The sequence below is a fragment of the Rhizobacter sp. P2_D12 genome, assembly GCF_056404395.1.
In genome coordinates this window covers 1-12,950 of sequence record NZ_JBFUEB010000140.1, presented here as the reverse complement: position 1 = coordinate 12,950, position 12,950 = coordinate 1, and the positions used below count along the sequence as shown (strand labels likewise).

The window sequence follows — 12,950 nt, the reverse complement described above, 5'->3', positions numbered from 1 at the left end:
AGCCCGGCGCGGCGGCCGGCGGCGGCGCCGCGAACAGCCCGCGCGCGCGCACCATCGCGTCGTCGTTGAAGCTGGCCTCGTCCTTGAACTCGCTGAGCAGGTAGGCCGACGGGTCCTTCTTCTGCTCGTCGTTGCCGTAGCGCTGCGCATAGGCCTCGGCCACCGCCTGGCGGTGCTCGTAGGGCGTCTTCTCCAGCAGCTGCAGCACGCGGTCGTCGCTGCCGAACACGCCGTGCACCTCGGCATGGATGCGCACCGCGTCGGACGCGACGTTGAGCACCGGCGCCTTGTCGTCTGCGCGCGTGCCGCCCTGCAGCAAGGCCTTGACGTGGTCCAGGTCCTCGCCGCTCATCTCCTGCGTCAGGTCGTGGTCCAGGTCGCGGTCGTACTCCTTCTTGTAGACGTCGCGCAGCTTCTGGATGTCCTCCGCGGTGCGCGGCTCCAGCGTCTTGAACACCGCGTCCTCGTCGGTGCCCCAGCCCGAGCCGCTGATGTGCATGCCGAGGAAGGACCCGCCTTCGCGCCAGGTCGCCTTGGCCAGCGCACTCGCATCGGCGATCGCCTGCTCGTCGGTGTAGCTGGGCTTGTCGCCGAGTGCCTCGTTCGGGTCCGGCGCCTTCGGCGCCGGGTCGCCCAGCTGCACGTGCTGCAGCTTGTCGTCCAGGAACTGGATGTAGCGTTTTTCCTCGTCGCTCACGCCGTCCGATTCGCTGCCCAGGCGCGCCTTGGCCTTCTCGAGCAGCGCCCGGCCGTCGGCGCCGCGCGCCAGGTCGTTCATCGACGCGCTGCCCAGCCCGCGGTAGAAGCCGCGCGCCAGGTCGTCGCGGTTGGTCTTGTCGAGCCCGGCCTCGGCCCGGTCGTACAGGCCCTTGGCCATCGTCGCGTCGTAGCGCGCGACGTGCGCGATCGCCGTGCCGCGGCCTTCGTGGTCCTGCACGTTGAACTTCTGCTGCATGCGCTCGGCCAGGCGCTGCTGCACCTGCGTGCTCAGGCGCTGCCACTGCGCCTTGTCGTTCTGCTGCAGCAGGTTCGACAGCGCCGCGACGCCTTCCCAGTTCTGCTGGTCCAGCAGCTGGTCGACCGCCGCGTTCGCCTGCTCGTCGTTGACGTGCAGCGGCTGCTGGCCTCCGCCGGGGCCCGAGGCCGGGCCATTCGCGTTCGAGGACGTGTCCTGCGGGAGCTGCAGGACCTGGGGCGCGCCGGAAGAGGTGTAGACGATCATGGGGCTGTCCTTCAGCGCGGACGCACGTCCTGGTTGACGAAGCCGCGCTGCTCCACCCAGCTGTTGATCTGGATGTTCTGGTCGAGGTAGTTGGCGTGGGCGAAGCGCGGCTGCGCGATCACGTTGGTCCACAGCTTCTGCAGCGCCTCGGCGCGCTGGGAAGGCGTGGTCGGCTGGTCGCTGATCTTGGCGTAGCCGTTGCCGCGGCCGACGTACATCGCCATGAACATCATGGCCTGCCCGCCCTGGTAGGCATCGCCGATCTTCTGCGCGCCGTTCTCGCCGCGCAGGCCGTTCTGCAACGCCTTCAGGAACACCGGGTCGTCGATCGCCTTGTCGAGCACCAGGGTCTGCGCATTGCGGTTCTCGTCGTCGTCCAGCGACTGCACCTTGGTGTCCTTGAGCGTGCGGAAGCCGGCGTCGTTGATCAGCTCCTTCGCCGCGCCCGCACCCGCCTTGTCGGCCAGCTGCAGCGCCTTGACCTGGTGCTCCTTGCCCAGGTCCTTGAAGCCGTCGGACTGCAGCAGCTGGCCGAGCTGCTCCACCTGCTTCGCGTCCTTGTCCTTCGCGTCCTTCGCGACGGCCTGGTTGAAGCTGCCGACGAAGCCGCGCTGCACGTCGGGGTCCAGTCCCTTGAACTGCGCGTCGAACTGCGGGTTCTTGCCCCGCATGTCGTCCCATGCGCCCTGGTTCTTCGGGTCGAGGCCGAGCTTCTGCACGTCGGTGCCGGGCGGCGGCGCCTCGGTGGTCGGCGGCGGCGCGCCGCCCTCGGGCTTGTTGAGGTCGATCTTGAACTTGTCCTGCGCGTAGATCAGGTCCAGGTCGCGCCCGGATTTCTGGTCGCCCTGGTAGGTGGACGGCAGGTGGCCGTCGTCGCTGCCCTTCTTGAACCCCTGCGACACCGCGTTGTCGCGCAGCTTGCCGAAGATGACCTCGACGCTGTTCGTCTTCTGCATGTTCGCGTTGAGTTCCTTGTTGATGTCCTGGGCCATGTTCCACAGGCCCTCGTCGCCGCTCGGGCCGACGGTGATCTCGGTCTGCTCGCCGGTGCGCACCTTGGCCAGCGGGTCGGCCGGCGGCGGCGGCGCGGGCGTCTGGGTCACGGGCGGCGGGGCATCTAGGAACAAAGCCATGGTTCTCTCCTGGTTGGTGAAACGTCAAGCCATCTCGCCGCCCTCGGCCCAGCGCAGCAGGCGCGCCACCGCGGGGTACAGCGCTCGGGGAATGGGCCGGTCGATCGGCACCTCGTCGAGCAGGCGCGCGGCCAGGCCGGGATCGGCCTGCACCGGCACCAGGTGCTCGCCGGCCAGCGCGACGATCTGCGCCGCCAGCTCGCCGGTGCCGCGCGCGACGACGCGCGGCAGGTCCTTCGGGCCGAGGTACTGCAGCGCCACCGCCGCACCCTGCGCGCGGATCACGGCCGATGCGCCGCGCACCCGGTCGGACAGGCTGTAGTACACCGCCTCGAAATGCTCCGAGCGGCGCCGCGCACGGTGCGACGGGTCGCCCTGCATGTCCTTGTATTCGCGGCGCACCTCGTCGATCGACATGCGCAGGCTCTTGATGAACTCGTAGTGCTGCGTCGCGTAGTCGACGCCGGCCATCACCGCGTAGATCACCGCGGCCCAGGCGAAGGTCACCAGCACCAGGCGCGCGCCGACGCTGATCATCGACGCCGGCGTCGCGTAGCCGAGGCGGATCGCCGTCTCGACGCCGCCGCGCACCACCACGAAGATCAGACCCGCCAGCAGCAGCGTCTTGACGATCATCTTCAGCAGGTTGACGAGGTTGCGCGTCGAGAAGATGCGCTGGAAGCCCTTGGCCGGGTTCATGCGGCTGACGTCGGGCACAAGGCGGCTCCAGGCCATCAGCCCGCCGACCTGGAAGAACGAGCCGGCGACGCCGGCCAGCGCGGCCAGCACCGCGATGCCGGCCACGGCGGCCACCAGCACCCGCGCGGTGTGCAGCAGCAGCTCGGGGAAACGCTCGTCGGGCCGCGTCAGCAGCCGCGCGCTGGTGGCGTGGTCCCACAGGTCGCGCAGCAGGCCGAGCAGCGTCGGCCCGCACATCCACAGGCCGGCCAGCACGACGACGAACACCGCGGTCGACGCGACGTCGGCGCTGTGCACCACCTCGCCGCGCTGGCGCGCATCGCGCAGGCGCTTGGCGGTCGGCGGCTGGTTCTTCTCAGCCACCGCGTCGCCCTCCGAGCGTGAGCCGCAGGTACTCGAGCACGCCGTTGTCCGGCCGCAGGAACTGCTGCAGCGACTCGTAGACGAAGTGCAGGAACAGCAGCATCATCAGCGTCGCCATCAGCCCCTTCAGCGGCTGGATCGCGGTGAACACGTTGAGCTGCGGCGCGGCGCGGCCGATCAGCCCGGCACCCAGCTCCACCAGCAGCAGCACCACGATCACCGGCGCAGCCAGCTTGACGATCCACTCGAACAGCGTGTCGCCCTGGCGGATCGCGAACTGCTCCAGCACGTTGCCCAGGTCCGGGAAGAACGAGGCCACCGGCCACAGCCGGTACGAATCGATGACGACGCCGATCATCGCGAGCAGCCCGCCGCCGACGACGAACAGCGAGATCGCGAGCCAGCCGAGGAACTCGCCGGTGGGCCCGTTCTCGTGGCCGGCGGCCGGGTCGAAGAACGAGGCGTTGCCGGAGCCGGTCTGGAAATCGATCAGGTCGCCCACGCTCTGGATGGCCCAGATGAAGATGCCGAAGCCCATGCCGAGCAGCAGGCCGATCAACGCCTCCTTGCCGGAGATCAGCAACCAGCGGGTCAGCGTGAAGCTGCCCATCTCGCCGGCCACCGGCGACATGAACAGCGCCAGCATCAGGATCAGCCCGCTGCGCACCCAGCCGGTCAGCATCTGACCCGACAGGAAGGGCACGACCGCGAACATCGCGAGCAGGCGCGGCAGGGTCAATGCCACCGCGGTGAACAGCTTCTCGATCGCGGCGAGTTCAGTCGGCATGTCCGTCATGCCATCTCCCGCCGCCGCGCATCCCAGGCCTGGGTGCCGGTTTCCTCGAGCGCGTCCTCGATGCGCAGCTCGACGATGCGCAGCTGCTCGCGGCGGCGCCGCTGCTGCATCTTGCAGGCCTGCTCCAGCTCGGCATCGGCCTTCAGCAGCGCACGCCGCGCCTGCGCCAGCACCGCCTGCTGTTGCGCGAAGCGGCGCTGCGCCTGCACCAGCGCCTGCGCACGGGCCGCGATGCGCGCGCCGAGCGCGCCATGCCACGCGCCCGACTGGCGCAGCGCCTCGACGCTCGCACCGCCGCCCGACACGCTGTCGCGCAGCGCCTGCGCATGCGCGCTGCGCGCGGCCAGCTGGGCGCGCCAGTCGGCCTCGGCCTGCTGCACCTGCTGCGCGCAGGCCGCGGCCACGCGCTGCTCCTGCTGCATGCCGGCCCGGGCGGCGTCGCGCCGGCGCTCGCGCACGCCGATCAGCAACTGCCAGTCGATCATCGCGGTCGCCATCGCACGCTCCTCAGCGGTTGGAGGCCAGCCGCTGCATCAGCGCCAGCGTCTGGTCGAAACCCTCGCGCTGGCCGGGGCCCTGCGCGAGGAACTGGTCGATCTCGTCGTGCCGGCGGATCGCCAGGTCGCCGAGCGCATCGCTGCCGGGCTTGTATTCGCCGATCTGCACCAGCAGCTCCAACGCCTGCCAGCGCGCCATCAGCGAGCGCAGCTGGCCGGCCGCGGCCACGTGCTCGCGCGTCACCACCGACGGCATCACGCGGCTCAGGCTGGCCGACACGTCGATGGCCGGGTAGTGGTTGGCCGACGCGAGCTTGCGCGACAGCACGATGTGGCCGTCGAGGATGGAACGCACCTCCTCGGCGATCGGGTCGTTCTCTTCGTCGCCCTCGGTCAGCACGGTGTAGACGGCGGTGATCGAGCCGCGCTCGCCCTGGCCGGCCCGTTCGAGCAGCTGCGGCAGCATCGAGAAGATCGACGGCGGGAAGCTGCGCCGCGTCGGCGGCTCGCCGCTGGCGAGACCAATCTCGCGCTGCGCGCGCGCGAAGCGCGTCAGCGAATCGACCAGCAGCAGCACGCGCAGCCCCTGGTCGCGGAAGTGCTCGGCGATGGTGGTCGCGACGTGGGCCGAGCGCACCCGCTCCATCGCCGGCCGGTCCGAGGTGGACACCACCATCACGGTCTTCGCCAGCCCTTCGGCGCCCAGGCTGCCGGTGATGAACTCCTGCACCTCGCGGCCGCGCTCGCCGATCAGCGCGACCACGTTGACGTCGGCGGTGGAGCCGCGCGCCAGCATGCCCAGCAGCGTGCTCTTGCCGACGCCGGGCGGCGAGAACACGCCCACGCGCTGGCCTTCGCCGAGCGTCAGCAGCCCGTCGATCACGCGCAGGCCTGTGGCGAGCGGGCGGTCCACCGGGCGGCGGCGCAGCGGGTTGACCGGTTCGCGCAGCACCGGCATGCGCGGGCCGGGCGGCAGCGCGCCGCGCTCGTCGATCGGCTGGCCCAGCGCGTCGAGCACGCGGCCCAGTAGCGCCGTGCCGACCGGGCAGGCGTGGCCGCGGCCCGAGGGCACGACCTCGGTCTGCACCGACAGCCCGGCGGTCGAGCCGAGCGGCGTGAGCAGCGCGACGTTGTTGCGGAAACCGACGACCTCGGCCGGCACCGCCGGCTGGCCCGGCGTGACCAGCTCGCACAGTTCGCCGAGCTGCGCGCGCAGGCCGGTGGCATGGATCAGCGTGCCGACCGCCTGGCTGACGCGCCCGCGCACGCCCAGCGGCGTGAACTGGCCGAAGCTGCGCGCGATGTCGTCGACGACGTCGTTGACGTCCATCAGTGCAGCTCCTTCGCGCCCGGCGCGTCGGCGGCCAGCACGCCGCTGCGCTCGACCGCGGCGCGGAAGGCCTCGATCTGCGCATCCATGCCGATCGCGAGCGTCCCGGAGGCGGTCTGCAGCACGCAGGCGTCGTCGCCCAGCGAGCTGTCGGGCACGATGGTCAGGCGCGCGTTCCAGCCGCTGTCGGCGCCCAGGCGTTCGAGCGCGCGGCGCAGGTGCGCTTCCTGGCGCAGCGCGACGCGCACGGTGATGAAGGGCTCCTCGCGGATCAGCGTGTCCACGCGCTGCAGCGCCGCCGCCAGCAGCTCGGCCGGGTCGGCCTGGGCGACGAACTGTTCCACCGCGTGCGCGACGATGCGCGCCATCGCGCCGCGCAGCGTCTGCAGCTGGCGCTCGGCGGCCAGCGCCTCGCTGACCATGTGGCGCGCCGCTTCGGAGCGCGCGCGCTCCAGGCCCTCGTCGTAGCCGCGCTGGCGCGCCGCCTCGGCCTCGTCGACGGCGCGGCCGAGGATGCGGCGCGCCTCTTCGCCGGCGACCTCGACGACCGACGAGGCGTCGAGCAGCGCCGAGTACTCGGCCTCCTTCAGCACCTTGCGTTCGCTGAGCATCAGCAGGTGCTCGGAGGTGATCAGAAAAGCCAGTCCCATTGCGGCAACCTTTCGGGGACGATGCACAGCAGCATCAGTTCTTCGACCTGGGCGCGCTGCACGGCGCTGAGGGTGGGCAGGCGCAGGCGCGACAGCCGGTGCGGCAGCTTGCGGCGCACGCGCTCGAGCGTGTCGGCGCCCTCGGCGGCGACGGTGCCCAGCAGCAGCCGGTAGCCGCGCCCGACGACGGTGCGGCCGGCGCCCCAGGGGTGTTGTTCGAGCGGCTGCGGGTCCATGCGCAGCGCGGTCAGGCGCGGCGCGCGTTCGCGCACGAAGTCTTCGACGTCGTCGCCGTAGCGCGCCGCCTGGCGGCGCATCTGCGTGCCGACCGCGCCGCGCTGCAGCAGCAGCGGCGCGTGTGCGCACCAGCCGGTCAGCGCGGCCAGCAGGCGCAGCGACGGGCCGTCGACCAGCGCGAGCCGCTTGGTGCGCGATTCGAAGCGGTAGTCGGCCTCGCGCCCGAGGCCGTCGCGGCTGCGCAGCAGCTCGCCCAGCACGCCGCGGCCGCCGCGGCCGAGCGCCGCGGTGCGGCGGTGCCGCTGCGGCCACTGCGGCGGCAGCCAGCTCGGATGCAGCTCGTCCTCGGGGTGCAGGTGCAGCCGCATGGCCAGGCGCACGATGGCCATGTCGTCGCGGGGTGCGGATTCGGTGTCCATCGCGGGACCTCAGCGCCGCGCCACGCGGCGCAGCCAGCTGCGCCAGTCGACGCCTTCGCGGCGCAGCAGCGACGGCAGCACCAGCACGCAGATCGCGGCCATCGCGAGCAGGATCACGAGGATGAAGGCCGTCTGCGGCGGCAGGCCGCCGAGCAGCGACAGGTTGGGCGCGGCGTCGGCTCCGGCGGCGGGCAAGGGCCCGGCGCGTTTCGCCTCGAACAGCGACAGCGAGACCTGCTCGTGCGTCAGGCCTTCGATGCTGTGCGCGACCATGTCCTTCACCGCAGGCGCCAGCAGGCGCAGGTCGACGTCGGGCCGGTGCTTGATGAAGACGGCCGCCGACGAAGGCCGGATCTTGTCGCTCAGCGGATCGTTGGCCGGGATGACCACGTGCACGCGCGCGGCGATGACGCCGTCGACGGTGCGCAGCGTCTGCGACAGCTCCTGCGACACCGCGTAGATGTAGCGCATGCGCTCCTCGGCCGGCGTCGAGACCAGGCCCTGCTTCTGGAACACGTCGCCCATGCTGGCGTAGCGGTCGTGCGGCAGGCCCTGCGCGCGCAGCACCTCCAGCGCCGTGGGCAGCCGCCCTTCGTCGACCCGCACCAGCCAGGCGCCGGCCTGGCTGGTGCCGCCGCCGGCGCCGTCGGCGCGCGTCTTCTCGGCGGCTATGCCGTCGGTCGACAGCGCCGCGACGATCTCGTTGGCTTCCTGTTCGGTGAGGCCGGAGTAGAGGTCGACCTTGCAGCCGCCGAGCGCGACGGCCCATGCGAGGACGACCCAGCGCAGAACCTGCAGCCGCTTCATCGCGGTCACCCTTGGTTCTTCAGCAGGCCGCCGAAGAGCGACGTCGTCGCCCCCGCCAGGCCGGTCGCGATGTGCAGCTTCGTGAACATCGCATGCGCCTGCATCGAGTGGTCCGTCATCACGACCATGGTCTTCAGCGGATCGCGCAGGTCGATCGACTCCAGCATGCCGCGCCGCAACTCGTCGAGCGTCTTCTCCTGCCCGCCGCCGAGCTTCACCGCCACCGCCATCGCCGCGTCGCGGAACGCGCTCGGCGGGCTCACGGCCACCGGCACCGGCGGCAGGTTCTGCATCATGTTGGCGAACATGCGCGTCTCGCCGGCGTCCAGCGGCGGCGCCTGCACCTGCGGCGCCTGCTGCAGCGCCGCGATCTCGGCGCCCGCGCCCGCGGTGGCCATCGGATCGGTCATGTCACACCTCCTGGAAGATTCGTTGGGGGGCCGCGCGGCGCCACCCCTGCAGCGCCGCGCGGCCAAGGGCCTGGTCGGCGTCAGTTCGCTTTCGCGGCGTCCTTGACGTTGTTGCCGACCGCCTTGCCCACCTCGCCGCCGGCGGCGCTGGCGCCGTTGACGGTGTGGGTGGTCGCGGCCATGCCCTGGATCGCCGTGTTCGCCGTCATGCTGGCGGTCATCAGGCGGGCGTTGTCGGCCTGCGCCTGTTGCATCTGGGCGATCGAGTCGTTGACTGCACTGGTGCTCATGGATCTCTCCTGTGGATGTTGGTTGGATGCGGCCGTGGAACGGAGAACCCGCGCGTCGGCCATCTGCGCAGGACCTGGGGAAGAAGCGTCAGGGCGGCGCGCGCCCGGGCGGCGGCGGGCCGCCGGTGATCACGAGGTGGTCGTCCTCGATGCGCGTCAGCTCGGCGCCCGAGCGCAGCAGCGAGCCTTCGTAGTAGCGGCTGCCGTTGGCGAGCTGGATGTAGCGCAGCCCGCGGCCGTCGTCGGTAATGCCCACCATGCGTGCCGGCAGCACGCCCTGCCAGTTGGCCCAGCGCGCCCGCTGGTCGGCCTCGGCGTCGCGCTCGGCCTGCGGCCGCGGCCGCACCGCCAGCTTGTCGGAGACCACCACCGCCGGCTGCAGGTCGTCGGCCAGGCGGCGGATCTTCTGCCGCACCGCCTCGTCCTCCACCGTGCCCGACACCACCAGCCGGCCGCGCCCGCCGTAGGCCACCGAGACGCCCGGGTCGCCGATGAAGCGGCGCGCCTGCTCGACCATGTCGTCGACCGCCTGCACGTTGACCGCCACGCGCTTGCCGAACGGCGCCATCGCGCGCACCAGCCCGGCCTTGCGCTCGCGCGATTCGACCTGCCCCTTCAGGCTGAACTGCCCGCTCGGCTCGACCACCACGTCGACCTCCGGATAGGCGCCGAGCTGCCGCTGCACCGCCTGCAGCGTCGGCGCGCCCGCGTCGGCGGCGCTGCCGCCGCGCTGCATCGCCAGCACCAGCAGCGCGCACAGGCCGAGCAGGCCCGCGGCCACGCCGGCCCGCCAGCCGATGCCGCTGCCGCGCGCAGCCGGCGGCGGCTCGTCGATCACGCTGCCGTCGCCCGGCAGGATGCTGTCGGCCCACTCGCTGCCGGCCTCGTCGTCGCCATTCGTGCCGGCATACAAGCGGTCGACCTGCAGCTCGGTCTGGCCGACCGCGATCACGTCGCCCGCCACCAGGCTGCGCCGCTGCGGCCGGATCTCGTCGCCGTTCAGCCGCGCCGCGGCGGCACCGATGCGCTGCACCGACACCACCAGCTCGCCGACCGTGAACAGCAGGTGGCGCGGCAGCACCTCGCCGCCCGGCAGCATCAGGTCGCAATCGGGTGCGGAACCCAGCAGGTTGGCCCCGCGCCGCAGCGCCACCGTGCGGCCCTTCATCGGCCCGGTCAGGAAGCGCAGGCACCACGACGGCGCGGCCTCGGCGTGCGGCGCGACGCCGCTCGCGAACGGGCGCGGCGCGGTCGACACCGGCATCGGCGTCGGGACCGATCCCGGCTCCTGCAGCAGCGCCTCGGGGGCATGCACGGCGGCGTTCATGCTCAGTCGCTCCTTTCGGCCGCACCGACCGTCGCGCCCGAGGGCTGCACCAGCCGCGGGGTCAGCAGGTAGAAGCGCTCCATGTTGAGCTGCTTCTTCTCGGTCACCTGGAACAGCTTGCCGATCACCGGGATGCTGGACAGCAGCGGCACGCCCGAGGTGACGCTGCTCTTCTCTTCGGTGGTGTAGCCGGCGATCAGCAGGCTGGTGCCTTCGTCGACCAGCGCCTGCGTGTTGACCGCGCGGCGCCGCACGATCGGGATCTGGTCGACGGTGCCGGCGCCGATGTCGCCGTCCTCGATGTCGATCGACATCATCACGCCGCGCCCGCTGTTCTCGTCGACGATCAGCGGCGTCACGCGCACCGCGGTGCCGGTGTTGACCTTGTACAGGCTCGAGTCCTGGAAGCCGCCGACGCGCACGTAGAACTCGCTGCGGTTCTCGAGCAGCGCCTCGCTGTTGTCCAGCGTCATCACCTTCGGCCGCGCCACCATGTTGGCGTTGCCCTTCTGCGCCAGCGCATAGACGCGCGCCAGCAGGTAGTTGCGCGTCTCGTGGCCGATGGCCGCGGTGAACAGGGCGCCCAGCGGCGTCAGCGGCGTGCGGCCGTCGGCGGCGACGCCCGCCACCTGGCCGGCCTCGGTGCTGGCGCTGTTCCAGTTCAGCGCCGGGCGGTCGCCCTGCCCGGTCTGGAAATCGAGCCGCTTGCCGTGCGCGCGCCAGTCGACGCCCAGGCTGTTCAGCGAATCGGAGCTGACGTCCATGATCGTCACCTCGATCTCGACCAGCCGCGGCTTCACGTCCATCGCCGCCACCAGCTTCTCGTAGCGCGCCATGCGGTCGGGCATGTCGCGCACCAGCACCGCGTTCATGCGCGTGTCGGCATGGAACTGCGGCAGCTCGCCGCCGCCGAAGGCACCGCTGTCGCTCGATCCGTCGGCGCCGGCCGGCCCGGTCATCTCGAGCTTCGGCGCCTCGACCGACTCGCCGGTGCTGAGCTTGATCTGCCGGTTCGCGCCCAGCGTGAACGGCATGCCGGTGCCGGCGCGCCCGGCCGCGGCCGCGCCGAAGCCCGAGCTCTTGCCGAACAGGCTGCGCAGCACGCTGGTGACGCCGGGGATGCTGACCTGGCCGCCCGAGCGGTGCACCTTGAAGTCGGCCGCCCATGCGTACTTGAGCGGGAAGACGCGGATCTCGGCGCTGTCGACGAGCGCGGTGCGCTGGTCGACCAGGCGCACCGTCTGCCGCACCATCTCGACGTAGCGCTTCGGGCCGGAGACGAACACGCTGCCCTCGCGCTCGCTGACGCTGAGCGGGAAGCGGCCGTCGGCGATCTTCAGCCGCGCCAGCGTGTCGGCGATGCGCGACGCGTTGCCGGGCGAGATCGGCAGCACCTCGCTGCGCGCGTCCGACGCCAGGTCGACGTAGAGGAAGGCGCCGTCGTAGTACCAGGTCAGGCCGTTCGCCGAGCACACGCTGTTCAGCACATTGCGCGCCGACTCGGTGCCGCTGAGCACGAACTTGCCGCTGATCGAGCCGCCGATCTTCGGGTCGATGACGGCCGTGACGCCCTGCGATGCGGCGAGCTCGCGCAGGAAGTCGGGCAGCGACTTCTCGCTCGCCTCCAGGCGCACCGCGCGGCCGCGCGCCGGCAGGTCGGCGGCGCGCGCGGCGGGCACCAGCTGCAGCAGCAGCGACAGCACGGCAAGGGCGGCAACGACGAGGGTTCGGGTCATGGCAGGGTGGTCACGGTGTGGAAGGCGCGCTCGGCGAAGCGCATCACGTCGCGGCCCAGCCAGCCCGCGCTCAACACGATGGCCAGCAGCACGGCGATGAGCCGCACCGACTGGCCGATGCTCTGGTCCTGCACCTGCGTCACCGCCTGCAGCACCGCCACCACCAGCGAGGTGATGGTGGCCACCGCGACCACCGGCAGGCTCACCAGCAGCACGATCAGCAGGCCCTCGCGCGTCAGGTCGAGCAGGTTTTGCGGGGTCATGCCGCAGCCTCCTTCGGGTCGGTGATCCAGCCCATCGGCTGCAGCGTCACGTCCTCGTCGACCTCCTGGTACGACAGCACCGGCAGCGACGGCGCCACCGGCTCGATCAGCGTCTTGAAGTAGCGCCGCACGTCGGAGGCGGCCAGCGCGACGACGCGGCCCGAGTGGCTGCCGGCCAGCCGGCGCACCTGTTCGCGCACGTCCTGGCTGACGGCCGGGTCGAGCAGCAGCAGATTGCCGCGCGGCGTGCGCTCGATCGACTGGCGCACCCGCTCCATCAGGCTCGACTCGATCAGGATCGCCGGCAGCTCGCGGCGCGGGCCGACGTGGCGGCTCGTGATGTAGCGGCCCATGTCGATGCGCACCAGCTCGGTCAGCGCGATGTTGTCGGGCTCCTTCTGCGCCCAGTTCACCAGGCTCTCGAAGATGCCGTGCAGGTTGCGCACCGGGATGCCTTCCTGCAGCAGCCGGCGCAGCACGTCGGCCAGGCGCTGCGTCGGCACGACGCGGGCGACCTCGGTGGCCAGCTCGGGCACGTCGCGCTGGGCCTGCTGCAGCAGGCGCTGCACCTCCTGCAGCCCGAGCATGTCGGCGACGTGGCGGCGCACCACGTGCTCGACGTGGCGGCAGATCACGTCCTCGCACGACAGCAGCTCCAGGCCGGGCGAGGCCTCGCGCACCCACACGGCGCGYGGGAACGGCCCGAACGGTTCGGCCGGCTCGGCGCCCGGCGGCAGGGCCGGCGCAGGCAGCGCGGGGGCATGCGGGGCC

The 12,950-nt window shown here is 71.9% G+C and carries 15 protein-coding genes; all 15 read right to left on the bottom strand.

Annotated features, from left to right (window positions below):
- Positions 1–1,222 (bottom strand): annexin (locus tag AC1DYN_RS29005; protein ID WP_477965635.1); only part of this gene is annotated, 1,222 nt, incomplete at its 3' end.
- 11 nt (positions 1,223–1,233) lie between these two features.
- A complete protein-coding gene (locus AC1DYN_RS29000; protein WP_477965633.1) occupies positions 1,234–2,355 on the bottom strand; it encodes a hypothetical protein in 1,122 nt (373 codons plus the stop codon).
- 24 nt (positions 2,356–2,379) lie between these two features.
- Positions 2,380–3,417, bottom strand: coding sequence for an EscU/YscU/HrcU family type III secretion system export apparatus switch protein (locus tag AC1DYN_RS28995; protein WP_477965631.1), 1,038 nt, complete (start codon positions 3,415–3,417; stop codon positions 2,380–2,382).
- On the bottom strand, positions 3,410–4,213 hold the full coding sequence (gene sctT / locus AC1DYN_RS28990) for a type III secretion system export apparatus subunit SctT (protein WP_477965629.1): 804 nt from the start codon (positions 4,211–4,213) through the stop codon (positions 3,410–3,412). The genes AC1DYN_RS28995 and sctT overlap by 8 nt, the downstream gene beginning before the upstream one ends.
- On the bottom strand, positions 4,210–4,710 hold the full coding sequence (locus tag AC1DYN_RS28985) for a serine kinase (protein WP_477965627.1): 501 nt from the start codon (positions 4,708–4,710) through the stop codon (positions 4,210–4,212). Before AC1DYN_RS28985 ends, sctT begins: the two co-directional genes overlap by 4 nt.
- A gap of 10 nt (positions 4,711–4,720) precedes the next feature.
- On the bottom strand, positions 4,721–6,040 hold the full coding sequence (locus tag AC1DYN_RS28980; RefSeq protein ID WP_477965625.1) for a FliI/YscN family ATPase: 1,320 nt from the start codon (positions 6,038–6,040) through the stop codon (positions 4,721–4,723).
- Entirely contained in the window at positions 6,040–6,690 is a 651-nt protein-coding gene (sctL, locus tag AC1DYN_RS28975) for a type III secretion system stator protein SctL (protein WP_477965623.1), read from the bottom strand. The genes AC1DYN_RS28980 and sctL overlap by 1 nt, the downstream gene beginning before the upstream one ends.
- On the bottom strand, positions 6,672–7,346 hold the full coding sequence (locus AC1DYN_RS28970; protein WP_477965621.1) for a type III secretion system protein: 675 nt from the start codon (positions 7,344–7,346) through the stop codon (positions 6,672–6,674). The genes sctL and AC1DYN_RS28970 overlap by 19 nt, the downstream gene beginning before the upstream one ends.
- A 9-nt stretch (positions 7,347–7,355) precedes the next feature.
- Positions 7,356–8,153, bottom strand: coding sequence for a type III secretion system inner membrane ring lipoprotein SctJ (sctJ, locus tag AC1DYN_RS28965; RefSeq protein WP_477965619.1), 798 nt, complete (start codon positions 8,151–8,153; stop codon positions 7,356–7,358).
- Positions 8,154–8,158: 5 nt separating this feature from the next.
- Entirely contained in the window at positions 8,159–8,563 is a 405-nt protein-coding gene (locus AC1DYN_RS28960) for a hypothetical protein (protein WP_477965617.1), read from the bottom strand.
- An 80-nt stretch (positions 8,564–8,643) separates the two neighbouring features.
- Positions 8,644–8,853, bottom strand: a complete 210-nt coding sequence (locus AC1DYN_RS28955) for a hypothetical protein (RefSeq protein ID WP_477965615.1) — start codon at positions 8,851–8,853, stop codon at positions 8,644–8,646.
- Between the two features lie 88 nt (positions 8,854–8,941).
- Positions 8,942–10,180 carry an FHA domain-containing protein gene (locus AC1DYN_RS28950; protein WP_477965613.1) on the bottom strand — a complete coding sequence of 413 codons (1,239 nt, stop codon included), beginning with the start codon at positions 10,178–10,180 and terminating at the stop codon, positions 8,942–8,944.
- A gap of 2 nt (positions 10,181–10,182) precedes the next feature.
- On the bottom strand, positions 10,183–11,916 hold the full coding sequence (sctC, locus tag AC1DYN_RS28945) for a type III secretion system outer membrane ring subunit SctC (RefSeq protein ID WP_477965611.1): 1,734 nt from the start codon (positions 11,914–11,916) through the stop codon (positions 10,183–10,185).
- Entirely contained in the window at positions 11,913–12,179 is a 267-nt protein-coding gene (gene sctS, locus AC1DYN_RS28940) for a type III secretion system export apparatus subunit SctS (RefSeq protein ID WP_477965609.1), read from the bottom strand. The genes sctC and sctS overlap by 4 nt, the downstream gene beginning before the upstream one ends.
- Positions 12,176–12,950, bottom strand: a 775-nt coding sequence (locus AC1DYN_RS28935) for an FHIPEP family type III secretion protein (RefSeq protein WP_477965607.1), incomplete at its 5' end; no start/stop codon positions are given. The genes sctS and AC1DYN_RS28935, both read right to left, overlap by 4 nt.

Bases quoted from the DNA above. Each gene is read 5' to 3' on its own strand.
- AC1DYN_RS29000 (WP_477965633.1), bottom strand. From the start codon at position 2,355: ATGGCTTTGTTCCTAGATGCCCCGCCGCCCGTGACCCAGACGCCCGCG.
- sctS (WP_477965609.1), bottom strand. From the start codon at position 12,179: ATGACCCCGCAAAACCTGCTCGACCTGACGCGCGAGGGCCTGCTGATC.
- AC1DYN_RS28980 (WP_477965625.1), bottom strand. From the start codon at position 6,040: ATGGACGTCAACGACGTCGTCGACGACATCGCGCGCAGCTTCGGCCAG.
- sctT (WP_477965629.1), bottom strand. From the start codon at position 4,213: ATGACGGACATGCCGACTGAACTCGCCGCGATCGAGAAGCTGTTCACC.
- sctJ (WP_477965619.1), bottom strand. From the start codon at position 8,153: ATGAAGCGGCTGCAGGTTCTGCGCTGGGTCGTCCTCGCATGGGCCGTC.
- sctL (WP_477965623.1), bottom strand. From the start codon at position 6,690: ATGGGACTGGCTTTTCTGATCACCTCCGAGCACCTGCTGATGCTCAGC.
- AC1DYN_RS28950 (WP_477965613.1), bottom strand. From the start codon at position 10,180: ATGAACGCCGCCGTGCATGCCCCCGAGGCGCTGCTGCAGGAGCCGGGA.
- AC1DYN_RS28960 (WP_477965617.1), bottom strand. From the start codon at position 8,563: ATGACCGATCCGATGGCCACCGCGGGCGCGGGCGCCGAGATCGCGGCG.
- AC1DYN_RS28985 (WP_477965627.1), bottom strand. From the start codon at position 4,710: ATGGCGACCGCGATGATCGACTGGCAGTTGCTGATCGGCGTGCGCGAG.
- sctC (WP_477965611.1), bottom strand. From the start codon at position 11,916: ATGACCCGAACCCTCGTCGTTGCCGCCCTTGCCGTGCTGTCGCTGCTG.
- AC1DYN_RS28955 (WP_477965615.1), bottom strand. From the start codon at position 8,853: ATGAGCACCAGTGCAGTCAACGACTCGATCGCCCAGATGCAACAGGCG.
- AC1DYN_RS28970 (WP_477965621.1), bottom strand. From the start codon at position 7,346: ATGGACACCGAATCCGCACCCCGCGACGACATGGCCATCGTGCGCCTG.